Here is a 22,935-nt window from a genome sequence, read left to right on the forward strand (position 1 = left end):
ACTAGACGGCGCTACCGACGCCCGCGCCTCAAACGCCGGCGGGGCCGGCTTGCTACAACCAGCCCTTTTCGCGGGCCACGCGGACCGCTTCGGCGCGGTTGCGGGCCGCGAGCTTCTGGATGGCCGTCGAGAGGTAGTTGCGGACCGTGCCCTGGGAGAGGCTGAGGCGGGCCGCCAGTTCGGCGTTGGTCGCGCCGAACTCCGCCGCCCGCAGGATCTGCCGCTCGCGGTCCGTCAGGGGGTTCGCGCCCTCCGCCAGGGCCGCCGCCGCGAGGGTGGGGTCGATGACGCGCTCCCCCGCCAGGACCTTGCGCACCGCGTCGGCGAGTTGGGCGGCCGGGGCGTCCTTGACCAGGAAGGCCGAGGCGCCCGCCTCCATCGCCCCGCGGAGGTAGCCGGGGCGGCCGAAGGTGGTCAGGACGACGATCTTGAGGGCGGGCAGGGAGGCCCGTAGCTGCGCGGCGGCCTCGATGCCCGTCATGCCCGGCATCTCGATGTCGAGCAGCGCGACGTTCACGTCGTGCGCCCGGGCCGCCGCGAGGACCTCGTCGCCGCGCGCGACCTGGGCCAGGACCTCGATGTCCGGCTCCAGGCCGAGGAGGGCCGCGAGGGCTTCCCGGACCATCGACTGGTCCTCCGCCAGGAGGATCCGGATGGGGGCGTCGCCGGCTTCGCTCATGACCCGGATCCTAGGGGGACCCGCGCCACCAGGCGGAAGCCGGTCCTGCCCGCCGGGCCGGCCGACAGCGTGCCGCCGACGGCCTCCAGGCGTTCGGTGAGGCCGGTCAGGCCGTTGCCGGGGACCGCGGGGCCGCCCGCGCCGTCGTCGGTCACGGTCAGTTCGACGACCGGGCCCGCGAGGGACTGGCGGGTGGCGAGGGTGACCGTGCAGCGGCGGGCGCCGCTGTGCCGGACCACGTTCGTCACCGCCTCGCGCAGCGACCACGCAAGCGCGGACTCCGTCTCCTCCGGGAGCGGGGTCTCGTCGAAGTCGGCCGGCAGGTCCGCCGCCACGCCCGCCGCGGCCAGCGCCGTGCGCGCGCCCGCGAGTTCGCCGGGCAGCGTCGGCCGCCGGTAGCCGCTGACGGCCTCCCGTACGTCGACCAGCGCCTGCCGGCTGACCCGCTCGATGTCCGCCACCTGCTGGGCGGCCCGCTCGGGGTGCTCGGGCAGCATCCGGCCCGCCAGCTCGCTCTTGAGCGTGATCAGCGACAGGGAGTGGCCCAGCAGGTCGTGCAGGTCCCTCGCCATCCGCAGGCGCTCCTCGTTGGCGGCGAGCTCGGCCACCGTGGCCCGGGCCTGGCGCAGCTCTATGGTGGTCCGGATCATCGCCCGGACCCCGACCATCGCGAACCCGCCCATCAGCGCCGGGACCACCAGCCCGGCGAGGTACTGGGTGCCGCCCGGGACCGCGAGGGCCACCGCGGTCAGCAGCGCGGTCGCGCCCGGGACGGTCCAGCGGGACACCTCCCCGGGCAGGGCGGCGCCGGAGGAGATGGACACGTACACGAAGAGCACCAGCCACTCGCGGCCCAGGGTCAGCGACAGCACGGTGGCCTGCGTGGCGAGCACCGCCAGGGAGACGAGCACCCGGGCCACCGGCATCATCCTGACGGTGCGGAAGACCAGCACCAGGTACCAGCAGGTGAAGGCCAGCAGGCCCAGGCCGCCGAGCAGCCGGGCCCCGGTGCTGTGTCCGCCGCTGACCAGGTCGGTGACGGGGGCGCTGAGGTAGAAGAGCCAGATGCCGATCCACAGGCTCTTCACCACCTTGTGGGTGGTGGTCTCCGGTGCCTGGCCGATCCGGTGCAGACCGTCGGCTTCCTGCGTCAGCGCCACTTCCTCAGGCCTTCAGTGAGTCCTTGCGGTACAGCCAGGCGGCCGCACCGGTGAACAATACGAAGTACACGGCGAGGATCGCCACGTCCTTGGCGTGCGGCGCGCCCCCGAGCTCGATGGCCTGGCCGAGGCCGGCGTACGCGTGGGTCGGCAGCCACTCGCAGATGTTCCGGAGCCACTGGGGGAAGTTCGCGGTGGGCATCCACAGCCCGCCGAGGATGGAGAGGCCGAAGTAGAACAGCATCGTGATGGGGCGGACGTTGTCCCCGCTGGCGAGGTAGCCGATGGCCACGCCGAGCGCCGCGAAGACGAGGCTGCCGGCCCAGATCGCGCCGGTGAGGGCGAACCACTGCCAGGCGTCGAAGCGCACGCCCTTGGCCGCGGCCGCGACGGCGAAGACGACCAGGATGGAGGGCAGGGACAGGACGCCCGCGCTGGCGGTCTTGGCGAGGACGTAGCCGTGTCCGGGCAGGGCGGTCAGGCGCAGCTGGCGCACCCAGCCCTTCTCGCGCTCCTTGGCGATCCGCTCGCTGTTGCCCATCAGCACGGCGGTGAGGGCGCCGAAGGAGGCCATGGCGACCATGTAGAAGGCGGGCATGGTCAGTTCGGTGCCCATGACCTTCGTGGTGCCGTCCAGGGTGCCCCCGAGCATCAGGAAGAGCGCGGCCGGGTACATGACCGTGAAGAACAGGTACTTCTTGTTGCGCAGGGCGCGGGAGATCTCCAGCTTGACCAGCCGCAGGGTGCCGGTGTTGACCGTGTTCGTCATCGGGTGGCCTCCTCGGCCTCGGTGAGGGCGATGAAGGCCTGCTCCAGGCCGAGGCCCGCGACCTCCAGGTTGCGGGGGTGGAGCCCGAGCGCGTACACGGCGCGCACGGTGTCGTCGGCGTCGCGCGACTGGAGGCGTACGGACCGGCCGGTGAGGTCGAAGGCGGTCAGGCCGGGCAGCGCGCGCAGCGCCTGCTCGTCGACGGGCCCGTCGAGGTCGAAGGCGACCTTGCGGGCGCCCGCCTTGGCCTTGATCTCGGCGGCGGTGCCGTCGGCGAGCAGCCGGCCCTTGTTGAGGACGAGGACGCGGTCGGCGATCGCGTCCGCCTCCTCCAGGTAGTGGGTGGCGAACAGGACCGTGCGGCCCTGGGCGGCCTGCTCGCGCATGGTGGCCCAGAAGGCCTGGCGGGAGGTGACGTCCATGCCGGTGGTGGGCTCGTCGAGGACGATCAGGTCGTTCCGGCCGGCGGTGGCGAGCGCGAAGCGCACGCGCTGCTCCTGGCCGCCGGAGAGCTTGTTGACGAGCCGGCCGGCGATCTCCTCGACGCCGGCCCGGCTGAGCACCTCGTCGACCGGGTACGGGCGCGGGTGCAGGGCGCAGCCGAGGGCGACGAGCTCGCGTACGGTCACGTCCTCCATCAGGCCGCCGCTCTGGAGCATGGCGCCGACCCGGCCGGAGGCGATGGCCTCGCGGGGGGTGGTGCCGAAGAGGCTGACGGTGCCGGAGTCGGCGGGGCGCAGGCCGAGGAGGAGGTCGAGGGTGGAGGACTTGCCGGCGCCGTTGGGGCCGAGGAGCGCGACGGTCTCGCCCGGGTGGAGTTCCAGGGAGAGGCCGTCGACGGCCCGGACCTTGCCGTAGCTCTTGGTCACGTTCCGGAAGGACACCACGGTGCCGGTGTCGCCGGATCCGTCTGCGGGGCCCGGGGCGGCGGGGTGTGCCGCGGTCGTCGTCGTCATGGCCCAAGGTTCGCCCGTACGGGGGTGGGCGCGGCAGTGTCGCGGGTCGTGACTCCCGCATGACGGATGTCATGCGCTTCGGGTGACGCGCCTGGTGGGGCGGGGTGCCGGGGGATGCGGCGAAGCCCCTCGCCGGGGTTCGGGGAGGGGCTTCGCGGTGCGGCCTCGGGCCGGTCAGTTCGCGTTGGTGTCGATCGTGACGGTCCGTTCGGCGGCGGTCTTGCCGACGAGGGCCTTGCCGAGGGCGCCCGCCACGTCCTGCGGGGTGACGGGGGTCTTGGCGCCGGTGCCCCGGGTGATCAGGACCCCGTCGAAGGCGTTCCCGTAGGTGGCCTTGAGGGCCTCCAGGTCGTACTTCTCGACGAGGCGTCCGTCCACGGCCGTCATGCTGAGGATCTTCGGCAGGGACTTGGGGCCGAAGGGGATGGACTTGGTGCCCGCCTTGACCGTCGCCACGCCGGACATCGCGGGCTCGGCGAACTCCTTCATGGCCCGGTCCAGTTCGACCTGGGTGACCGTGGGCTCCTTCTTGGCGACGGGGAGTTCGACGGTCGGGGACTTGCCGTTGGCGACGAGCTCGCGGAAGGCCTTGGTGACCTTGTCCACGGAGCCTTCGACGTCGAGGCCCTCGCCCGCCTTCCCGGGCACGGCCACGGCCTTGCCGGTGTCGAACTTGATGGTGCTCTCGGAGGCCGAGCCGGCGGCGCCGGCCAGCTCCTGGAGGGAGACCCGCAGCTTCTCCTCGTCGACCGGCATGACGGCGGTGGCCGTGCGCTCGACGCCGAAGAGGGAGCCGATGACGGTGACGGGGTTGTAGTCGCTGCCCGTGGCGTTGCGGACGGTGGTCTGGCTGTCGAGGGTCAGGCCGGCCTTCTCGGGCTTCAGCTCGACCTGCTTGCCGCCGACGCTGAGCAGGAGCGGGGCGGAGGCGCGCTTGCCGAAGGCCGTCTGGAGCTTGGCGACGGCGTCGTCGCGGCTGCCGCTGATGTCGACGCCGAGGACGGTGGTGCCCTTGGGGACGTCGGAGTGGTTCATCAGGAGTCCGGCGCCGTAGGCCACGCCGGCGAGGACGACGACGCCTCCGCCGAGCAGGACCAGCTTGGAGCGGCCCTTCTTCTTGGCGGGCCTGCCGGCCGGGGCCGCCTTGCCGGACTTGCCCGCGGGGGCGGGCGGCGGCGTCTGGCGCGGCGGCTGCGGGCCCGGCGGCGGGGCGGCGGGGCCGGGGGACGGCACCGGCGCGGGGGCCGGGGTGTCGAAGGCCTCGGGGCCGGGCCAGCTCGGGGGCGCCTCGGCGCCGACGGGTACGGTGCCCAGCACGGGTCCGCCGGTCGGCCCGGCGGGCTCCGGGAAGGCGGGGAAGGGCTCGGTGACGGGGCCGTTGTCGTACCCGGTGTACCCCTGGGGCGCGCCGACTCCGGGTCCGCCGACGGCGGGGGCCGGTGCGAAGCCGGCTCCGCTGCCGTACGCGGCCGGGGGCTGCGGGCGTCCGGGCTCGGCCGGGGGCGCGAAGCCCGCGCCGGTGCCGGGCACGCCGGAGCCGTAGCCCGCGCCGGGGCCGGCGGGCGCGCCAGGACCGGCGGGGGGCACGGGCACGCCGGCCGGGGGCGTGGCGGTCGGCGGGGGCGTCGCCGCCTTGCGCGGGGCGAACCAGTTGCTGGTCGGCTCCTCGGCGGGCGCGGGGGCCGGCGCGGGCGCGGCCGGCGCGGGGGCCGGGGCCTGTGCCGCGGGGAGCGCGGGGGCCGAGGCCGCGGGCCGTGCCGGCGCGGGGCGCCGCTCGGGGGTGCGCGGGGCCGTGTCCGGGACCGGCCCGGCGGCCGGGGACGCGTCCTGGGCGCCGTCCTTGACGGGCTTGCGCACGACCACGGGCGGGATCGGCCGGGATCCGGGGATGTTGATCCGGATCCGGGTCGTCAGGTGGGTCTCGGTCTTCGGCCCGTCGGTGTCGGTGTCGGGCTTGGACGGGTTCGAGGTCACAGGGTTCTCCTCCGGGACGGTCGCGGCGCCGGGACCGGGTGGCACGGACGGATACTGGCCGGTTCCATACGGCGGCGTACCCGAGGGGTAGGCGGCTCCACCGTGCCCTTGGGGCCCGGGGGACGAACTGTCGGTTTGACGACTCAAGGCAGGTTCTCCCGGTTGGCTCCGCCGCCCGTCATTCCGTGCTCGGGCAGCTCGGCGGCCCGTCCACCATACTGGCCGCCGCCCGGGCGCAACTGTCGGCCAGGAATCACAGGTTCCTCTTCTGCTTCCGTGCGCCCCCGGGCGAGGGTCCGTCAAACCCCCGCAACCCGTCCCCGATCGGCGGATGCGGGAGTTCAGCGGCCTGTCATCCGCGGGACTTGGAGGCCGAAACGGGCCCTTGCGCGGGACCGCGCATCGTGGCGCAGATCACAGCGGCCGCACTTCCCCCCAAAAGGTATGCGTACATGCCGATTCCGGAGGAACCGAGCAGGAAGTCCCCTTCGGGGCGGGGGACGCCGAGGAGGACGTAGGACAGGAACCAGCCGGCCGCCGGGGCGCCCACTCCGAGGCCCCCGCCGACCGTCAGCCGGCCGGCGAGGAACAGCCCGAGGAGGGCCAGCAGCGCGAGCAGCAGCCCGGCCGGGAACCACAGGTCGACCACGAGCCAGCCGGCCGCGCCGGTCAGCGCGCCGAGCACGAGCAGGCCGAACAGGGCGGCGATCCGCCCGGGGGTCAGCGCGGTGGTCACGCCTCCACCCCCGCGAAGAGGTCGCGCTCGCGCTCGCCGGCCGGGGCGCCGGAGCGGCCCGCGGCCAACTCGTAGTACTCCCGGGCGAACAGGGGCTGGCCCAGGTCGTTGGAGAGGGCGAAGAAGGGGCCGTCGACGGCGATCTGGGTGACGTGCGCCCGCATGGCGGCCGCCTTCGCCGCCACCAGTACGGTCGCGTCGCCCTCGTCGCCGATCTCGGCGGTGATCCGCTCGTCGGGGACCACGCCCGGCACGTCGTCCGGGGTCGCGAGGCCCGGGAAGGCCGCGCCGGCCGCGCGCAGCCGCTCGAAGCCCTCGTCGACGACCGAGGCCGGGACGCGGTTCCAGTAGAGCTTCGCGATGGCGTGCGGGGCGCCGAGATCGGGGCGGAACGCGGGATCGGCGGCCAGCTCCGCGCCGCGCGTGGCGACCCGGTGGGCCTGGATGTGGTCGGGGTGGCCGTAGCCGCCGTCGGGGTCGTAGGTGACCAGGACCTGCGGGCGCAGCTCCCGGATCACTTCGACGAGGTACCCGGCGGCCTCGTCGAGGTCGGCCGACCAGAAGGAGCCGGGGCGGGCGTTCTGCGGGGCGCCCATCATCCCGGAGTCGCGGAAGCGGCCGGCGCCGCCGAGGAAGCGGTGGTCGGCGACCCCGAGTTCCTTCATGGCGGCGGCGAGCTCGCCGACCCGGAAGGGGCCGAGGGCGTCGTCGCGGTCCGGCGCCAGGTGGGCCAGCTCGGCGGGGATGACCTCGCCCTCCTCTCCGAGGGTGCAGGTCACCAGCGCGACGTGGGCGCCCTCGGCCGCGTACTTGGCCATGGTGACGCCGTTGTTGATCGACTCGTCGTCCGGGTGCGCGTGCACGAGGAGCAGCCGACGGGCGGGAAGACCGTTCATGGGTCCACCCTAAGAGCTGCGCCGTGGGGGTGTCTCGCAGGCCGCGAGCCCGGGCTGGCCCGCGGGACACCCCCTACAGCTTGAGGCCACTGATCATGCTCGCCACGTTGGACGTGAGCTGGCTGAGGGTGGGCGCGACCGTGGAACTCGCCAGGTAGAACCCGAGCAGTACGCAGACGAACGCGTGCCCCGCCTTCAGACCCGACTTCCGGACCAGAAGGAAGACGACGATCGCCAGCAGCACCACGGCCGAGATCGAGAGTGCCACGGCGTTTCACCTCCACGTCGAGCGGACATCGGTATGCGTACTCGTGCTCGGCGAATCCATACCCACCGTGCGCTACGGATCATAACTATCCGTACCAGCGCATCGATCGAATTCCGGCAGCACGGGGGGCGCATGCCGCGCACGGCCGGGGGCACACGAAGGCCGGCCGGGAGGGCTGTACGCCCTCCCGGCCGGCTGTCGGCACCCGCACGGCCGCACACGGCCCAGACTGCATGCCCCAGATCTCGGGGCAGAAACGGTCAAGTTGCCCCTGTGTTAAGCGTGTTGGGTCAAAGCCGACCCGACCGGTCATCCATGCGCGGGGTGGCTGGAAATGATCGCTCACCCGGGCGTCCGAAAGTGCCCGCTACTCCTTCGTCAGGGGGGCCGGTGGGGGCGGGAGTTCTCCCGGCGGCGGGACCACCCGTTTCTCCGCCGCGAAGTGGCAGGCCGAGGGGTGGGCCGCCGGGCCGGGCGGGAGGGCCGAGGGGACGGCCAGCAGGGGGACCTCCGTCGCACAGCGGGATTCGGCCTTCCAGCAGCGGGTGCGGAAGGGGCAGCCCGACGGCGGGTCGGCCGGGGAGGGTACGTCGCCGGTGAGGATGATCCGCTCCCGGTGGGCGCGGGCCCCGGGGTCGGGTACGGGCACGGCGGACAGCAGGGCCTGGGTGTAGGGGTGGGTGGGGTGGTCGTAGATCTGGGCGTCGGTGCCGATCTCGACGACGCGGCCCAGGTACATGACCCCGACCCGGTCGGAGATGTGCCGGACGATGGAGAGGTCGTGCGCGATGAACACGTACGAGAGACCGAAGTCGTCCTGGAGCCGCTCCAGGAGGTTGACCACCTGGGCCTGGACGGAGACGTCGAGCGCGGAGACCGGCTCGTCCGCGACGATGACCTCCGGCTGGAGGGCGAGGCCGCGGGCGATGCCGATGCGCTGGCGCTGGCCGCCGGAGAACTGGTGCGGGTACCGGTTGATGTACTCCGGGTTCAGGCCGACCACGTCCAGGAGCTCCTGGACCTTGCGGCGCCGGTCGCCCTTCGGGGCCACCTCGGGGTGGATCTCGTACGGCTCGCCGATGATGTCGCCGACCGTCATGCGCGGGTTCAGCGAGGTGTACGGGTCCTGGAACACCATCTGGATGTTGCGGCGCACCGCCTTCAGGGCCCGCCCGGAAAGCTTGGTGATGTCCTCGCCCTTGTACGAGATCGCGCCGGCGGTGGGGCGTTCGAGGTTGACCAGCATCCGGGCGACGGTGGACTTCCCGCAGCCGGACTCGCCGACGATGCCGAGGGTCTCCCCCGGCGCCAGGGAGAAGGAGACGCCGTCGACGGCCTTGAACGCGCCGACCTGCTTCTTGAAGAGGATGCCCCGGGTCAGCGGGTAGTGCTTGACGAGGTCGCGGACCTCCAGGATGGGCTCAGGCACCGAGGCACTCCTTCCAGAAGAAGCAGGCACTGGCCCGGTCCGGGGCGACGTCGGCCAGCGGCGGGACCTCGGCCCGGCAGACGGCCTGCGCCATCGGGCAGCGCGGGTTGAAGGCGCAGCCGGGCGGGATGGCCAGCAGGTTGGGCGGCAGGCCCTTGATCGCGTAGAGCTCCTGGCCCTTCTGGTCGAGCCGCGGGATCGAGTCGAGCAGGCCCCGGGTGTACGGGTGGGCGGGTGCCTTGTAGATCTCGCGGACGGGGGCGGACTCGACGATCCGGCCCGCGTACATGACGGCGATCTTGTCGGCGACGTCGGCGACGACGCCGAGGTCGTGGGTGATCAGGATGAGGCCCATGTTGAGTTCGCGCTGGAGCTCGGCGAGCAGGTCCATGACCTGGGCCTGGACGGTGACGTCGAGGGCGGTGGTGGGCTCGTCGGCGATGATCAGGGAGGGTTCCAGGGCCAGCGCCATCGCGATCATGATGCGCTGGCGCATGCCGCCGGAGAACTGGTGCGGGTAGTCCCCCACGCGCTGTTTCGCGGCGGGGATCTTCACCCGGTCCATCAGCTCCACGGCCTTGGCCCGGGCGTCCTTGCGGGAGGTCCCGCGGTGGACCTCGAACATCTCGCCGAGCTGGGCGCCGACGCTGAGGACGGGGTTGAGGGAGGACAGGGCGTCCTGGAAGATCATCGCCATCTCGGCGCCGCGGATCTTCCTGCGCTCCTCCTCCTTCGTCTTCAGGAGGTCCTTGCCCTTGAAGAGGATCTCGCCGCCGGCGATCCGGCCGGGCGGGACGTCGAGGATCCCCATCACGGCCTGGGCCGTCACCGACTTGCCGGAGCCGGACTCGCCGAGCACGGCGAGGGTCTCGCCCTCGTCCACCGAGTAGTTCACGCCGTTGACGGCCTTGGCGACTCCGTCGCGGGTGGTGAACTCGACGTGCAGGTCCCGGACTTCGAGCAGCATCTGGCGGCTCACACTCCTCAGCGCAGCTTGGGGTCGAGGGCGTCGCGCACCGCGTCGCCGAGCATGATGAAGGCGAGCACGGTCAGGCTCAGGGCGCCCGCCGGCCAGAGCAGCATGTGGGGGGCGTTGCGGATCTGGGTGGCGGCGTTGGAGATGTCGATGCCCCAGGAGACCGTGGGCGGGCGCAGGCCCACGCCGAGGAAGGACAGGGTGGCTTCGAGGGCGATGTAGGTGCCCAGCGCGATGGTGGCGACGACGATGACGGGGGCGACGGCGTTGGGGGCGACGTGGCGCAGCAGCATGCGCCCGTTGCCGGCGCCGAGGGCCCTGGCGGCCTGGACGTAGTCGTTCTGCTTGGCGGTGATCACCGAGCCGCGGGCGATGCGGGCGAGCTGCGGCCAGCCGAGCAGCACGATGAAGCCGACGACGGGCCACACGGTGGTGCTGGTGACCACGGACAGGAAGACCAGGCCGCCGAGGACGACGGGGATCCCGAAGAAGATGTCGGCGACGCGGGAGAGCAGGGAGTCTCCCCAGCCGCCGAAGAAGCCCGCGAGCCCGCCGAGTACGGAGCCCAGCAGGGCGGCGCCGACGGTCGCGCAGACGCCGACGGTGATGGAGGCGCGGGCGCCGTAGACGGTGCGGGTGTAGACGTCGCAGCCCTGGGTGTCGTACCCGAAGGGGTGTCCGGGGGCGGAGCCCTGCTGCGATTTGGACAGGTCGCACTGGAGGGGGTCGCCGCTCGCGATGAGCTGGGGCCAGACGGAGATGGTGACGAGGAAGAGGATGAGCAGCGCCGAGACGATGAAGACGGGGTTGCGGCGCAGCTGGTGCCAGGCGTCGGACCACAGGGAGCGGGCCTTCTCCCGGGGTCCGGCGGGGCCGGCGGGGCCGGACTCCTGGGCGACGGCGGCGCCTTCCACGCTCTCGGCCTCCTGGAGGGCCAGGTCCATGGCCCCGCCCTGGCCGGTGGGTGACATCGCCTCGCCGGGGCGGGGGCCCACCGGGTCGTAGCCTCCGGGGCCGCCGGGGCCTTCGGTGTGCTCGGGCTCAGGCATAACGGATCCTCGGGTCCAGGACCGCGTAGAGCAGGTCGACGAGCAGGTTCGCCACCAGGAAGACGATGACGAGGATGGTGACGAAGCCGACCACCGTGGGCGAGTTGTTGCGCAGGATGCCCTGGTAGAGCTGGTAGCCGACGCCGTGGATGTTGAAGATCCGCTCGGTGACGATGGCGCCGCCCATGAGGGCGCCGATGTCGGTGCCGATGAAGGTGACCACCGGGATCAGGGAGTTGCGCAGCAGGTGGCGGGTGATGACCCGGCGGCGCGGCAGGCCCTTGGCGACGGCGGTGCGGACGTAGTCGGCCTTGACGTTCTCCGCGATGGAGGTCCGCGAGAGCCGGGTGACGTACGCGAGGGAGACCAGGGCCAGGACGATGCCGGGCAGGATCAGCTCGTCGAAGGGGGCGTCCGGGGAGACGGTGGGGCGTACCCAGCCCCATTTGACGCCGAAGACGAACTGGAGCAGGTAGCCGGTGACGAAGGTGGGCACCGAGATGACGACGAGGGTGAGGACGAGCAGGCTGGTGTCGATCGCCTTGCCCCGGCGCAGTCCGCTGACCACGCCGAGGGTGATGCCGACGAGGATCTCGATGACGATGGCGACCAGGGTCAGGCGCAGGGTGACGGGGAAGGCCGTGGCCATCAGCTCGGTGACCGGCTGGCCGTTGAAGGCCGTGCCGAAGTCTCCCTTGAAGATCTGCCCCATGTAGTGGACGTACTGCTCCCACAGCGGGCGGTCGAGGTACAGGTCCTTGCGGATCCGGGCGGCCGTGGCGGGGTCGGGGGCCTTGTCGCCGAAGAGGGCCGCGACCGGGTCGCCGAGCGCGTAGACCATGATGAAGATCAGGAAGGTGCTGCCGATGAACACGGGGATCATCTGGAGCAGCCGCCGGATCACGTAACGTCCCATGGACTGCTCCAGGATCGATCCGTCGGAGGGGTCAGCTGACCTTGATCTCGTTGTAGACCGGGACGCTGAACTGGTTCAGGGCGACGTCGGAGATCCGTTCGGAGTGGCCGGCGCTGCCGTTCTGGTACCAGAGGGGGATGGCCGGCATCTGCTCGGCGAGGATCTTCTCCGCGTCCTGGAAGAAGCCGGTGGCCTTGGCGGCGTCGGTCTCCTGGTTGGCCTGGTCGACGAGTTTGTCGAAGTCCGGGCTGCTGAACTTGCCGTAGTTGGAGGAGGCTCCGGTGTAGTACAGCGGCTGGAGGAAGTTCTGGATCAGCGGGTAGTCGGCCTGCCAGCCGGAGCGGAAGGGGCCGGTGAGCTTGTAGGCGCTCTGCTGGTTGCGGAAGTCGGCGAAGGTGCCGACCGGGTTGACCGTGCAGACGGGGCCCTCGCCGAGGGCGTTGTTGACGCTGTTGCAGACGGCGTCCATCCAGTCGCGGTGCGAGCCGGTGTCCACGTTCGAGGTGAGGGTCATCTTGCCGCCGGGCAGTCCGCCGCCGTCCTGGATGAGCTTCTTGGCCTCGGCGGGGTCGTACTTGCAGGCGTCGCCGCAGAGGGTGGACTTGAAGCCGCCCTTGTCGCCGAGGGCCGGGGAGGTCCAGTCCTTGGCGGGGGTGCGGGTCTCGCGGAAGATCTGCTGGGTGATCTCGTCGCGGTTGATGGCCATCGAGATGCCGCGGCGGACCTTCTCCATGCCCTCCTTGCCCCACTGGGGGTCGTACAGCGGGAAGGTGAGGGTCTGGATGATGAGGGCCGGCTGGTTGATGTAGCGGTCGCCGAGGTCGTTCTTGACGTTCTTCAGCTGCTGGGCGGGGACGTCGTCGACGAGGTCGAGGTTGCCGGAGATCAGGTCCGTGTAGGCGGTGTTGTTGTCGGTGTAGACCTTGAGGTCGACACCGCCGTTCTGCGCCTTGTCCTCGCCGGGGTAGCCGTCCCACTTGCGCAGCTTCATGCCGGTGCCCTTGGTGTACGAGTCCACCGTGTACGGGCCGTTGCCGACGGGCTTGTCGAGCCAGGCGGAGTGGTCGGTGAAGAAGGCCTTGGGCAGGGGGGCGAAGGCCTGGTAGCCGAGGGTCTCGGGCCAGGTGGAGAACTTCGACTTCAGGGCGACGGTGAAGGTCTTCGGGTCCTTGACGACCAGTCCGGACATGGTCTTGGCCTTGGGGTCCCCGGAGGCGGGGTGGAGGTCGGCGTAGCCGACGATGTCGGCGAAGAAGGGCGCGTTGTTCTGCTTGTTGCGCACGTCCGCCGCGTAGTTCCAGGCGTCGACGAAGGACTGCGCGGTCACGGGCTCGTCGTTGCTGAACTTCCAGCCGTCCTTCAGGGTGATGGTGAAGTTCTGGCTGTCGGTGGTCTCGATCTTCTCGGCGACCATGTTCCTGGCCTCGCCGGTCTTCGCGTCGTAGCGCTTGAGGCCCCGGAAGAGCATGTCGAGTACCTTGCCGCCCTGCACCTCGTTGGTGTTGGCGGGCTCCAGCGGGTTCTGCGGGTCACCCCAGGAGGAGCTGACGATCCCGGCCGCGCCGCCGCCCCCGCCGCTGTCGCTCCCGCCGCCGCAGGCCGTCGCCGCGAGGGCGACGGCCACCGCACATGCGGCCCACTTGGCGTGGGTGGCTCCGCGCATGGACTGCCTCCTAGGGGTACCGAGACTCACTTAGGGGCAATGTCACCGCATGTGGGTGCTCGCGCACTCTCGGTTGGCCCGATTGCACCCTCGCGTCCCCCGCCTGTCACCCCTGGGGGTGCAACATGAGCTCCCAGGTGTCGACGGCGTAGTGCAGGGCCATGCCGTGCGCCTCGTACAGGGCGAGGGCGCCGCTCTCGTTGAGGGTGTCCACGCCGAGGCCCAGGGTGTCGCGGCCGCGTGCGGCGTAGCCGGCGAAGGCGTGCCGCAGCAGGTGGGCGCCGATGCCCCGGCCGCGCAGGTCCTCGCGTACGCCGAGGTGGCTGATCCAGCCCATGCTGGTGCGGTCGTCGCGGGTGACGAGGACGGCCGCGTCGCCCTTGCCGGGCAGGCTCGCGATCCATACGAGCGACCAGTCGAGGCCGCGGCCGTCGATGTGGTCGAGCCAGGCCTCGTACGGGCGGTGCGCGTGCCCGAAGTGGGCGGCGAAGGTCTCCTCCACCAGGGCGTGGGCGCGCCGCCGGTCGGCCTCGTCGGCGGCGCAGTCGCGCAGGACCAGGCCCTCGGGCGGGGCGGGGGGCAGGTCGGCGGCGGGAGAGAGGCGGCGGGTCATCACCTGGTAGCGGCGGACGCTGCGGTAGCCGCGGCCGGTGAGGAGGGTGAGGTCGAGGGTGGGCCGGACGTTGAGCTGGATGCGGAGCCGGGCGTCGGTACCGGTGCCGGCCGCCATCTCGCGGGCCCGGTCCTCCACCCGCCGCAGCAGCGCCAGGGCGGCCCGGCCGTGGCCGGGCAGGACGTAGTGGTCGCCGTCGATGCGGCCGGGTCCGGAGTCGGCCCACACGAGGGCGTAGGCGACGAGCCGGCCGTCCTGGAAGGCGAGCCAGGAGTCGGCGGCGAGGTCCACGTCGGGGTGGTTGAGGTCGGCCTCGACGGTGCCCAGGTCGGTCTCGGGTCTGCCGATCTCGATGACGTCGACGGCGTTGAGCAGTGCGCAGATGTCCCGGGCGTCCCCGGGCCCGGCCGGGCGGACGGTCAGCGTCTCGGTGGTCATCCGTCCACTGTCGGCGGCCTCGGGGGGCGGCCGCAACGGACTTTGGACCTCCGGGGCCGGGACGGGCGGGGAACGCGGAGGGCGCCCGGGGCCGGAGCTGGTGCTCCGGTCCCGGGCGCCCTGGGACGCGTACGCCGTACGGGGAGGTCAGCCGGCCAGGACGGCCTTCTCCTCCGCGAAGTGGCAGGCCGACTCGTGCGCGGCCGGGCTGTCGGAGCCCTGGAAGCGCGTCGGGATCGCCAGCAGCGGCTCCTCCGTGGAGCACTTCTCCTCGGCCTTCCAGCAGCGGGTGCGGAAGCGGCAGCCCGACGGCGGGTTGGCCGGGGAGGGGACGTCACCGGTGAGGATGATCCGGTCGCGGCCCTCACGGGCCTCCGGGTCCGGCACCGGCACGGCGGACAGCAGGGCCTGGGTGTACGGGTGGGTGGGGTGGTCGTAGATCTCGGCGTCGGTACCGATCTCGGCCATCTTGCCCAGGTACATGACGCCCACGCGGTCCGAGATGTGCCGGACGATGGAGAGGTCGTGCGCGATGAAGACGTAGGACAGGTTGAACTCGTCCTGGAGCTTCTCCATCAGGTTGATGACCTGCGCCTGCACCGACACGTCGAGCGCGGAGACCGGCTCGTCGCAGATGATGATCTCCGGGTTCAGCGCGAGGCCGCGGGCGATGCCGATGCGCTGGCGCTGGCCGCCGGAGAACTGGTGCGGGTACCGGTTGATGTACTCCGGGTTCAGGCCCACGACGTCCAGGAGCTCCTGGACCTTGCGGCGCCGGTCGCCCTTCGGGGCCACCTCGGGGTGGATCTCGTACGGCTCGCCGATGATGTCGCCGACCGTCATGCGCGGGTTCAGCGAGGTGTACGGGTCCTGGAACACCATCTGGATGTTGCGGCGGACGGCCTTGAGGGCCGCGCCGGACAGCTTGGTGATGTCCTGGCCCTTGTAGAAGACCTCGCCGGCGGTGGCCTTCTCCAGGCTCATGAGGAGCTTGGCGACGGTGGACTTGCCACAGCCGGACTCGCCGACGATGCCGAGGGTCTCGCCCTGGTAGAGGTCGAAGGAGATCCCGTCCACGGCCTTGACCGCGCCGATCTGCTTCTTGAACAGGATGCCCTGGGTCAGCGGGAAGTGCTTGACCAGGTTGCGCACCTGAAGGATCGGCTCACCCTTGGGCTTGGTGAGGTCAGCCATGGATCTGCTCCTTCCAGAAGTGGCACGCGCTGCCGCGGCCGGCGAGCGCGGTGCCGTCCTGCTCGGTCACCTGGTGCAGGACCGGGACGTCGGTGCGGCAGACGTCCTGCGCCTTGGGGCAGCGCGGGTTGAAGGCGCAGCCCGAGGGGATGGCGAGCAGGTTGGGCGGCAGGCCCTTGATCGCGTAGAGCTCCTGGCCCTTCTGGTCCAGGCGCGGGATCGAGTCGAGCAGGCCGCGGGTGTACGGGTGTGCCGGGCGGCTGTAGATCTCGTGGACCGGGGCGGTCTCGACGATCCGGCCGCCGTACATGACGGCGATCTTGTCCGCGACGTCGGCGACGACGCCGAGGTCGTGGGTGATCAGGATCAGGCCCATGTTCATCTCGCGCTGGAGCTCCGCGAGCAGGTCCATGACCTGGGCCTGGACCGTCACGTCGAGGGCCGTGGTCGGCTCGTCGGCGATGATCAGGTCGGGCTCCAGGGCCATCGCCATGGCGATCATGATGCGCTGGCGCATGCCGCCGGAGAACTGGTGCGGGTAGTCGCCCACGCGCGCCTTGGCGGCGGGGATCTTCACCCGGTCCATGAGCTCGACGGCCTTGGCCAGCGAGTCCTTCTTGGACATGCCGCGGTGGACGCGGAACATCTCGCCGAGCTGGGCGCCGACGGTGTGCACCGGGTTCAGCGAGGACAGGGCGTCCTGGAAGATCATGGCGATCTTCGAACCGCGGATCTTGCGGTACTCCTCGGCCGGGAGCTTCAGCAGGTCCTGGCCCTGGAAGAGGATCTCGCCGGACGGGATCTTGCCGGGCGGCATGTCGAGGATGCCCATGATGGCCTGCGCCGTCACGGACTTGCCGGAGCCGGACTCGCCGAGGACGGCGAGGGTCTCGCCGGCGTCCACCGAGTACGAGACGCCGTTCACGGCCTTGGCCACACCGTCGCGGGTGTGGAACTCGACGTGCAGGTCGCGCACTTCGAGCAGGGGGGTGCCCTCCGGCGCCGAGCGGGGCGCGGGGACGTTCGAGGTCTTGTCGATGGTGGTCAACGTTACGCCCTTCCTCAGCGCAGCTTCGGGTCGAGGGCGTCGCGTACCGCGTCGCCGACCATGATGAACGCGAGCACGGTGACGCTCAGCGCGATGGACGGGAACAGCAGCACGTGCGGTGCCTGGAGCCAGCGGGCCGAGGCGTCGCTGACCATCAGGCCCCAGGAGATCTCCGGGGGCTGGACACCGATGCCGAGGTACGACAGGGCCGCCTCGGCGGAGATGTACACACCGAGGCTGATCGCGCCGACCACGATGACCGGGGCGACGGCGTTCGGCAGGATGTGGCGGATCGTGATGCGCATCGTCCCGGCGCCCAGGGCGCGGGCGGCCACGACGTAGTCGTTGTTCTTGTTCTGCAGCACCGAGGACCGCATGATGCGGAAGATCTGCGGCCAGCCGAGGACCGCGAGGACCAGCGAGACGGTCCAGGCGTTGCCGGGCATGGCGGACATGATCAGCATGCCGCCGAGCAGCAGCGGGATGGCGAAGAAGATCTCGGTGAAGCGGGACAGGATGCTGTCCACGAAGCCGCCGACCCAGCCGGCGATCAGGCCGAGGGCGCCGCCGACGAGCAGGACGAGCGTGGTGGTGACGACGCCGACGATCACGGAGTTGCGGGCGGCCCACACGGTACGCGTGTAGACGTCGCAGCCCTGGATGTCGTAGCCGAACCAGTGGGCCGCGCTCGGGGTCTTGAGCGAGTCCTCCAGCTTGCAGGCGCCGGCGTCGAACGGGCTGCCGTCGGTGAACAGCTGCGGCACGGCGGCGACGATCAGCAGGAACACCACGAGCACTGCACCGATGATGAAGATCGGGTTGCGGCGCAGGTCGTCGATCGCGTCGGACCAGAGGCTGGCCTCGCGGTCCTTCTTCTTGTCCTGGACCTTGCCGGCCTGCTTGCCCCCGGAGGTGGCCGCGGCCGTCTGGGTGTCGGTCATCGAGTCCTCCACCGTATTCGTGTCACGCATAGCGGATCCTCGGGTCGAGCACGGCGTACAGCAGGTCCACAAGGAGGTTGGCGACGAGGTAGATGAGGACCAGGAGGGTCACACCACCCACGACGACGGCACCCTGCTTGAGGTAGACGGACTGGGCGAGCAGGCCGCCGAGGCCGTGGATGTTGAAGATGCGCTCGGTGATGACCGCACCGCCCATGAGGGCACCGAGGTCGGCGCCGAGGAAGGTGACGATCGGGATCAGCGCGTTGCGCAGCGCGTGGTTCACGACGACGCGGCGGCGGGGCAGGCCCTTGGCGGTCGCGGTGCGGACGTAGTCCGCGCGCATGGTCTCCATCAGGCTGGTACGGGTGAGTCGGGCCACGTACGCGAGCGAGGTCGAGGCGAGCACCCAGGCCGGGAGGAGGTAGGCCTGGAGTCCGTCGTTCTCGTTGAAGGAGACGGAGAAGAGCTCGATGCCCCAGCTGTTCTTCAGCTGGACGCCGAGGGTCAGCTGGAGGACGAAACCGGTCACGAAGACGGGGATCGAGATGACCATCAGGGTGGAGATGAGGACCAGCTGGTCGAGGAACTTGCCGCGGCGCAGGGCGGCCATGATGCCGGCCGCGACGCCCACGATCGCCTCGATCACGAAGGCGAAGATGGCGAGGTTCACCGTGTACGGGAACGCCTCGCCGATCAGGTCGGTGACCTTGCGCCCGGTGAGGGTCTCGCCGAGGTCACCCTGGAACACACCGGTGATGTAGTTCCAGTACTGCAGCAGGAACGGGTCGTCCAGGTGGTACTTCTCGCGCAGCATGGCGGCGACGAGCGGGTCAGCCTTCTTCTCGCCGGCGAGGAGCTGAATCGGGTCAGCGCCGGGCATCGCGAAGGTGAGCAGGTAGATCAGGAACGTGGCGCCGATCAGCACAGGGATCGCCTGTATGAGTCGGCGGATGAGGTAGCGGCCCATCAGACCTCCAGCAAAGAACAGGGGGAAAGGGCGGGCAGACGGAAACCTGATTCCGTCTGCCCGCCCCCCGGAACTCCCCTAAGTGACGAGGGGTGTTAGTTGCGCTCGACGTTCGCCAGGTCCATCTGGCCCTGGGCGTCGACCTCGACGTTCTTCACGGACTTGGAGTAGGCCGCGGAGGACATGTACGTGAACACCGGGATGTACGGAAGGTCGCGGATGATGATGTCATCGGCCTTCTGGTACAGCTTCAGGCCCTCGGCCGCGTCGGTGGCCTTGTCGGCCTCCGACATGACCTTCTCGAACTCGTCGTTGCGGTAGTGGCCGTAGTTGGAGCCCTGCTCGATCGCGACCTTCGAGAAGACCGGGCGCAGGTAGTTCTCCGCCGCCGGGTAGTCCATCGACCACGCCATGCGGAAGGCGCCCTTGTACTTCGCCGCACCGAGGTCGTCCAGCATGTCACCGAACTTGGCGTAGGGCTTGGCGGTGACCTCGATGCCGAGGTTCGCCTTCAGCTGGTTGGCGACGGCCTCGATCCACTCCTTGTGGCCGCCGTCGGCGTTGTAGCCGAGCTCGATCTTGTTGCCGGGGACCCCGCCGGCCTTCTCGAAGAGCTCCTTGGCCTTGGTCGGGTTGTACTGGCCGAACTCGCCCAGCGCGCCCTTGCGGTAGCCCGGGATGATGGGGCTGATGAAGTCGTCGGCCGGCTTGCGGGTGCCGTTGAAGATGGTCTTCGTCAGCGTGTCCCGGTCGATGGCCATGGAGATGGCCTGTCGGATCTCCAGCTTGCCGAACGCCTCGGGGTTCGTCTCCAGCGGGAGGCCGATGTAGCCGACGGCCGACTCGGGCTTGTAGATGTAGCGGTCGCCGAACTCCTGGGAGACGGTGGCCATCGCCGAGATCGGGAGCTTGTCGACGATCTGGATGTTGTCGGCGCGCAGGTCGTTGTACGCCGTGTCCATGTTGTCGTAGATCTTGAAGGTGACGCCCGCGAGCTTCGCACGGCCCTCGGCCGGGTACTTGTCGAAGCGCTTGACCTTGATCTGCTTGTTGTGCTCCCAGGCGCCGTCCATCTGGAAGGGGCCGTTGCCGATCGGGTTCTCGCCGAACTTCTTCGAGTCCATGGTCTCGAAGGCCTTCGGCAGCGGGAAGAAGGCGTTGTAGCCCAGCATGGTCTTGAACTGGGAGAAGGGCTCCTTCAGCGTGACGGTGAAGGTCTTCTCGTCAACGACCTTGAGGCCCTTGAGCTCCTTGGCGGTGGGCTTCTTGTCCTTGCCCGGCGCGAGCTCGTCGGAGCCCTCGATCTTGGCGAAGAACGGCATGGCCTCGGCCACGTTCTCCTGGTTGGCGCCCCAGTTCCAGGCGCGGACGAACGACTGCGCGTCGACCTTCTCACCGTTGTGGAAGGTGAAGCCGTCCTTGACCTTGATGGTCCAGGTCTTCGAGTCCGTGCTCTCGATGGACTCGGCGACGTCGAGCTTCGGCTCGTTGGTCTTGGTGTCGTACTTGACCAGACCGCTGAAGACCGCGTTCATGACCTCGGAGCCCTCGGACTCGGCGGTGTCCTGACCGATCAGGCGGTGCTGCGGCTCGCCGAGCACAACCGTGATGTTGCCGCCCTTGCCACCGGCGTCGTTGCTACCGGTGCTGCAGGCCGTCGCGGCCATGGCCACGATCACGGCACCCGCGACCCACTTGGCGCTCGTTGCTCCGCGCATGGGTATTTGCCTCCTCAGGAGTCACTGTCGATTCGTGAAGGACCCGGTTCCCGCTGACACCCCTGACAGCGAAATCCGGTCCCATCGTGTGTGCTCGTGAGTCGACGCTCCCCACAGCGTGTGACCCATTGACCCGAGCTCAATGGAGCCAATCCTCAGGGACTCCCAGGCCGTAAACCACACTTAAGTGGTCTCGTTTTCACAACATCACCGCATGGCGAAAACCCGAAATCCGGACAAACGGATAGGAGACAGACACGTGCGAAACGGACGGTTAGCTCATCATCCGGAGTGTCACGGTCGGTATGCGGACATCGGCGCTCATCAATCCGTTTGACAAACGCGAACGGCCCCTCCCCGCACCGGTCCGGTGCGGGGAGGGGCCGTCGTCAGCCTACGGCTTTCGGCCGGAGTCCGACTCGCGTACTACTTGGCGGACTTGGCGCGCGACGCGGTGCGCGAGCGCTCCTTCTGGTCCAGGACGACCTTGCGGATGCGGACGGCCTCCGGGGTCACCTCGACGCACTCGTCGTCGCGGCAGAACTCCAGGGACTGCTCCAGGGAGAGCTTGCGGGGCGGGATCACGTTCTCCGTGTTGTCCGCGGAAGCCGCACGCATGTTGGTGAGCTTCTTCTCCTTGGTGATGTTCACGTCCATGTCGTCGGAGCGCGAGTTCTCGCCGACGATCATGCCCTCGTACACCTCGGTGCCGGGCTCGGTGAACAGGACGCCGCGCTCCTGCAGGTTGATCATCGCGAACGGCGTGACCGCGCCGGAGCGGTCGGCGACCAGGGAGCCGTTGTTGCGGGTGACCAGCTGGCCGAACCACGGCTCGTGGCCCTCGTGGATCGAGTGGGCGATGCCCGTACCGCGGGTGTTGGTCAGGAACTCCGTGCGGAAGCCGATCAGGCCGCGGGACGGAACGACGAACTCCATGCGGACCCAGCCGGAGCCGTGGTTCGACATGTTGTCCATGCGGCCCTTGCGAACGCCCATGAGCTGCGTGACGGCGCCCATGTGCTCCTCGGGCACGTCGATGGTCATGCGCTCGACCGGCTCGTGCGTCTTGCCGTCGATCTCCTGCGTGACGACCTGCGGCTTGCCGATGGTCAGCTCGAAGCCCTCGCGGCGCATCTGCTCGACCAGGATGGCCAGCGCCAGCTCACCGCGGCCCTGCACCTCCCAGGCGTCGGGGCGGTCGGTGTCCAGGACGCGCAGCGAGACGTTACCGATCAGCTCGCGGTCCAGACGGTCCTTGACCTGGCGGGCGGTGACCTTGCGGTCCTTGACCGCGGCCTTGGCGTCCGCGCCCTTGCCCGTGCCGCCGCGGCCGACCATCGGGGAGGTGTTGGTGCCGATGGTCATGGAGATCGCCGGCTCGTCGACCGAGATCAGCGGCAGCGCCACCGGGTTCTCCGGGTCGGCCAGGGTCTCGCCGATCATGATGTCGGGGATACCGGCGACGGCGCAGATGTCACCGGGGCCGGCGACCTCGGCGGGCTTGCGGGTGAGCGCCTCGGTCATCATCAGCTCGGTGATGCGGACGTTGGAGATCGTGCCGTCACGCTTGATCCACGCGACGGTCTGGCCCTTGCGCAGCTCGCCCTGCTCGACGCGGAGCAGCGCGATGCGGCCGAGGAAGTTGTCGGCGTCCAGGTTGGTGACGTGGGCCTGGAGCGGGGCCTCCTCGTCGTACACCGGGGCCGGGACGTGCTCCAGGATCGCCGAGAAGAACGGCTCCAGGTTCTCGCTGTCGGCGGGAACGGTGCCGTCCTCCGGCTTGGTCAGCGAGGCGATGCCGTCACGGCCGCAGGCGTAGACGATCGGGAACTCGATCTGGTCCTCGTCGGCGTCCAGGTCGAGGAAGAGGTCGTAGGTCTCGTTGACGACCTCGTCGATCCGGGAGTCCGGACGGTCCGTCTTGTTGATGCAGAGGATGACCGGCTTGCGCTGCTGGAGGGCCTTGCGCAGCACGAAGCGGGTCTGGGGCAGCGGACCCTCGGAGGCGTCCACCAGGAGGACGACGGCGTCCACCATCGACAGACCGCGCTCGACCTCGCCACCGAAGTCGGCGTGGCCGGGGGTGTCGATGATGTTGATCGTGATCGGGGCCCCGCCGTCCTTGGGGTGGTACTTCACCGCCGTGTTCTTGGCGAGGATCGTGATGCCCTTCTCACGCTCCAGGTCGTTCGAGTCCATCATGCGGTCGTCGAGCTGCTGGTGGGCGGCGAAGGCACCGGCCTGCTTGAGCATGGCATCGACGATGGTCGTCTTGCCATGGTCGACGTGGGCGACGATGGCGACGTTACGGATGTCGTGGCGCGTGGGCACTTCGGCGCTTCTCCCGGGATCGTGGATGGCGTCGCGTACGGCCTGGCACGCGAGCCTCTGCCGGGCGGAAACCTGCCACGGCCTTACCCCATCGTACGTCGAGTGGCGGGAACCGCCTGCCGGGGGGTCTGTCAAGAGGCCGGACGACTGAGGAACGCCGGGTTTCGGGTGGGGGGTCCCGGCGGGGGGTGCGGCCTGTGTTCATGCGGGT

General features: G+C 70.3%; 20 protein-coding genes. All 20 read right to left on the bottom strand.

Annotated features, from left to right (window positions below; genetic code table 11):
• Positions 1–52: 52 nt before the first annotated feature.
• On the bottom strand, positions 53–679 hold the full coding sequence (locus ACZ597_RS02890; RefSeq protein WP_471324050.1) for a response regulator: 627 nt from the start codon (positions 677–679) through the stop codon (positions 53–55).
• Entirely contained in the window at positions 676–1,839 is a 1,164-nt protein-coding gene (locus ACZ597_RS02895) for a sensor histidine kinase (protein WP_471324052.1), read from the bottom strand. The genes ACZ597_RS02890 and ACZ597_RS02895 overlap by 4 nt, the downstream gene beginning before the upstream one ends.
• Before the next feature lie 4 nt (positions 1,840–1,843).
• A complete protein-coding gene (locus ACZ597_RS02900; protein ID WP_471324055.1) occupies positions 1,844–2,608 on the bottom strand; it encodes an ABC transporter permease in 765 nt (254 codons plus the stop codon).
• On the bottom strand, positions 2,605–3,564 hold the full coding sequence (locus ACZ597_RS02905) for an ABC transporter ATP-binding protein (protein WP_471324057.1): 960 nt from the start codon (positions 3,562–3,564) through the stop codon (positions 2,605–2,607). Before ACZ597_RS02905 ends, ACZ597_RS02900 begins: the two co-directional genes overlap by 4 nt.
• Positions 3,565–3,738: 174 nt before the next feature.
• The gene (locus ACZ597_RS02910; RefSeq protein ID WP_471324060.1) at positions 3,739–5,685 is read right to left on the bottom strand and encodes a hypothetical protein; all 1,947 of its coding nucleotides are present in this window, start codon (positions 5,683–5,685) and stop codon (positions 3,739–3,741) included.
• Between the two features lie 205 nt (positions 5,686–5,890).
• Positions 5,891–6,274 carry a DUF6113 family protein gene (locus ACZ597_RS02915; protein WP_471324063.1) on the bottom strand — a complete coding sequence of 128 codons (384 nt, stop codon included), beginning with the start codon at positions 6,272–6,274 and terminating at the stop codon, positions 5,891–5,893.
• Complete coding sequence (mshB, locus tag ACZ597_RS02920) at positions 6,271–7,170, bottom strand: N-acetyl-1-D-myo-inositol-2-amino-2-deoxy-alpha-D-glucopyranoside deacetylase (protein WP_471324065.1); 900 nt, start codon at positions 7,168–7,170, stop codon at positions 6,271–6,273. The genes ACZ597_RS02915 and mshB overlap by 4 nt, the downstream gene beginning before the upstream one ends.
• 73 nt (positions 7,171–7,243) lie before the next feature.
• Positions 7,244–7,438 (bottom strand): hypothetical protein, encoded by a 195-nt coding sequence (locus ACZ597_RS02925; RefSeq protein WP_007266329.1) that lies wholly within the window; start codon positions 7,436–7,438, stop codon positions 7,244–7,246.
• 367 nt (positions 7,439–7,805) lie between these two features.
• A complete protein-coding gene (locus tag ACZ597_RS02930; protein WP_471324069.1) occupies positions 7,806–8,867 on the bottom strand; it encodes an ABC transporter ATP-binding protein in 1,062 nt (353 codons plus the stop codon).
• Positions 8,860–9,834, bottom strand: a complete 975-nt coding sequence (locus ACZ597_RS02935; protein WP_471325110.1) for an ABC transporter ATP-binding protein — start codon at positions 9,832–9,834, stop codon at positions 8,860–8,862. Before ACZ597_RS02935 ends, ACZ597_RS02930 begins: the two co-directional genes overlap by 8 nt.
• 17 nt (positions 9,835–9,851) lie before the next feature.
• Complete coding sequence (locus ACZ597_RS02940) at positions 9,852–10,892, bottom strand: ABC transporter permease (protein WP_471324071.1); 1,041 nt, start codon at positions 10,890–10,892, stop codon at positions 9,852–9,854.
• Positions 10,885–11,808: an ABC transporter permease gene (locus tag ACZ597_RS02945; RefSeq protein WP_471324074.1), complete on the bottom strand. Its 924-nt coding sequence runs from the start codon at positions 11,806–11,808 to the stop codon at positions 10,885–10,887. Before ACZ597_RS02945 ends, ACZ597_RS02940 begins: the two co-directional genes overlap by 8 nt.
• Positions 11,809–11,839: 31 nt before the next feature.
• Complete coding sequence (locus tag ACZ597_RS02950) at positions 11,840–13,471, bottom strand: peptide ABC transporter substrate-binding protein (protein WP_471324077.1); 1,632 nt, start codon at positions 13,469–13,471, stop codon at positions 11,840–11,842.
• A gap of 106 nt (positions 13,472–13,577) precedes the next feature.
• Positions 13,578–14,522 (bottom strand): GNAT family N-acetyltransferase, encoded by a 945-nt coding sequence (locus ACZ597_RS02955; protein WP_471324079.1) that lies wholly within the window; start codon positions 14,520–14,522, stop codon positions 13,578–13,580.
• 147 nt (positions 14,523–14,669) lie between these two features.
• Positions 14,670–15,716, bottom strand: a complete 1,047-nt coding sequence (locus ACZ597_RS02960) for an ABC transporter ATP-binding protein (RefSeq protein WP_471324082.1) — start codon at positions 15,714–15,716, stop codon at positions 14,670–14,672.
• A complete protein-coding gene (locus ACZ597_RS02965) occupies positions 15,709–16,764 on the bottom strand; it encodes an ABC transporter ATP-binding protein (RefSeq protein WP_471324085.1) in 1,056 nt (351 codons plus the stop codon). The genes ACZ597_RS02960 and ACZ597_RS02965 overlap by 8 nt, the downstream gene beginning before the upstream one ends.
• A gap of 14 nt (positions 16,765–16,778) precedes the next feature.
• Entirely contained in the window at positions 16,779–17,735 is a 957-nt protein-coding gene (locus tag ACZ597_RS02970) for an ABC transporter permease (protein ID WP_471324088.1), read from the bottom strand.
• Complete coding sequence (locus ACZ597_RS02975; protein WP_405978768.1) at positions 17,728–18,675, bottom strand: ABC transporter permease; 948 nt, start codon at positions 18,673–18,675, stop codon at positions 17,728–17,730. The genes ACZ597_RS02970 and ACZ597_RS02975 overlap by 8 nt, the downstream gene beginning before the upstream one ends.
• Before the next feature lie 95 nt (positions 18,676–18,770).
• Positions 18,771–20,393 carry a peptide ABC transporter substrate-binding protein gene (locus ACZ597_RS02980; RefSeq protein WP_471324090.1) on the bottom strand — a complete coding sequence of 541 codons (1,623 nt, stop codon included), beginning with the start codon at positions 20,391–20,393 and terminating at the stop codon, positions 18,771–18,773.
• 426 nt (positions 20,394–20,819) lie between these two features.
• Positions 20,820–22,724, bottom strand: a complete 1,905-nt coding sequence (typA, locus tag ACZ597_RS02985; protein ID WP_471324093.1) for a translational GTPase TypA — start codon at positions 22,722–22,724, stop codon at positions 20,820–20,822.
• Positions 22,725–22,935 lie beyond the last annotated feature (211 nt).

Source organism: Streptomyces sp. NPDC040718, assembly GCF_055593565.1.

Coding starts and splice junctions, on each gene's coding strand:
- ACZ597_RS02955 (WP_471324079.1), bottom strand. CDS start 14,522: ATGACCACCGAGACGCTGACCGTCCGCCCGGCCGGGCCCGGGGACGCC.
- ACZ597_RS02970 (WP_471324088.1), bottom strand. CDS start 17,735: ATGCGTGACACGAATACGGTGGAGGACTCGATGACCGACACCCAGACG.
- ACZ597_RS02960 (WP_471324082.1), bottom strand. CDS start 15,716: ATGGCTGACCTCACCAAGCCCAAGGGTGAGCCGATCCTTCAGGTGCGC.
- ACZ597_RS02975 (WP_405978768.1), bottom strand. CDS start 18,675: ATGGGCCGCTACCTCATCCGCCGACTCATACAGGCGATCCCTGTGCTG.
- ACZ597_RS02980 (WP_471324090.1), bottom strand. CDS start 20,393: ATGCGCGGAGCAACGAGCGCCAAGTGGGTCGCGGGTGCCGTGATCGTG.
- ACZ597_RS02905 (WP_471324057.1), bottom strand. CDS start 3,564: ATGACGACGACGACCGCGGCACACCCCGCCGCCCCGGGCCCCGCAGAC.
- ACZ597_RS02900 (WP_471324055.1), bottom strand. CDS start 2,608: ATGACGAACACGGTCAACACCGGCACCCTGCGGCTGGTCAAGCTGGAG.
- ACZ597_RS02945 (WP_471324074.1), bottom strand. CDS start 11,808: ATGGGACGTTACGTGATCCGGCGGCTGCTCCAGATGATCCCCGTGTTC.
- ACZ597_RS02940 (WP_471324071.1), bottom strand. CDS start 10,892: ATGCCTGAGCCCGAGCACACCGAAGGCCCCGGCGGCCCCGGAGGCTAC.
- ACZ597_RS02890 (WP_471324050.1), bottom strand. CDS start 679: ATGAGCGAAGCCGGCGACGCCCCCATCCGGATCCTCCTGGCGGAGGAC.
- mshB (WP_471324065.1), bottom strand. CDS start 7,170: ATGAACGGTCTTCCCGCCCGTCGGCTGCTCCTCGTGCACGCGCACCCG.
- ACZ597_RS02950 (WP_471324077.1), bottom strand. CDS start 13,471: ATGCGCGGAGCCACCCACGCCAAGTGGGCCGCATGTGCGGTGGCCGTC.
- ACZ597_RS02935 (WP_471325110.1), bottom strand. CDS start 9,834: ATGCTGCTCGAAGTCCGGGACCTGCACGTCGAGTTCACCACCCGCGAC.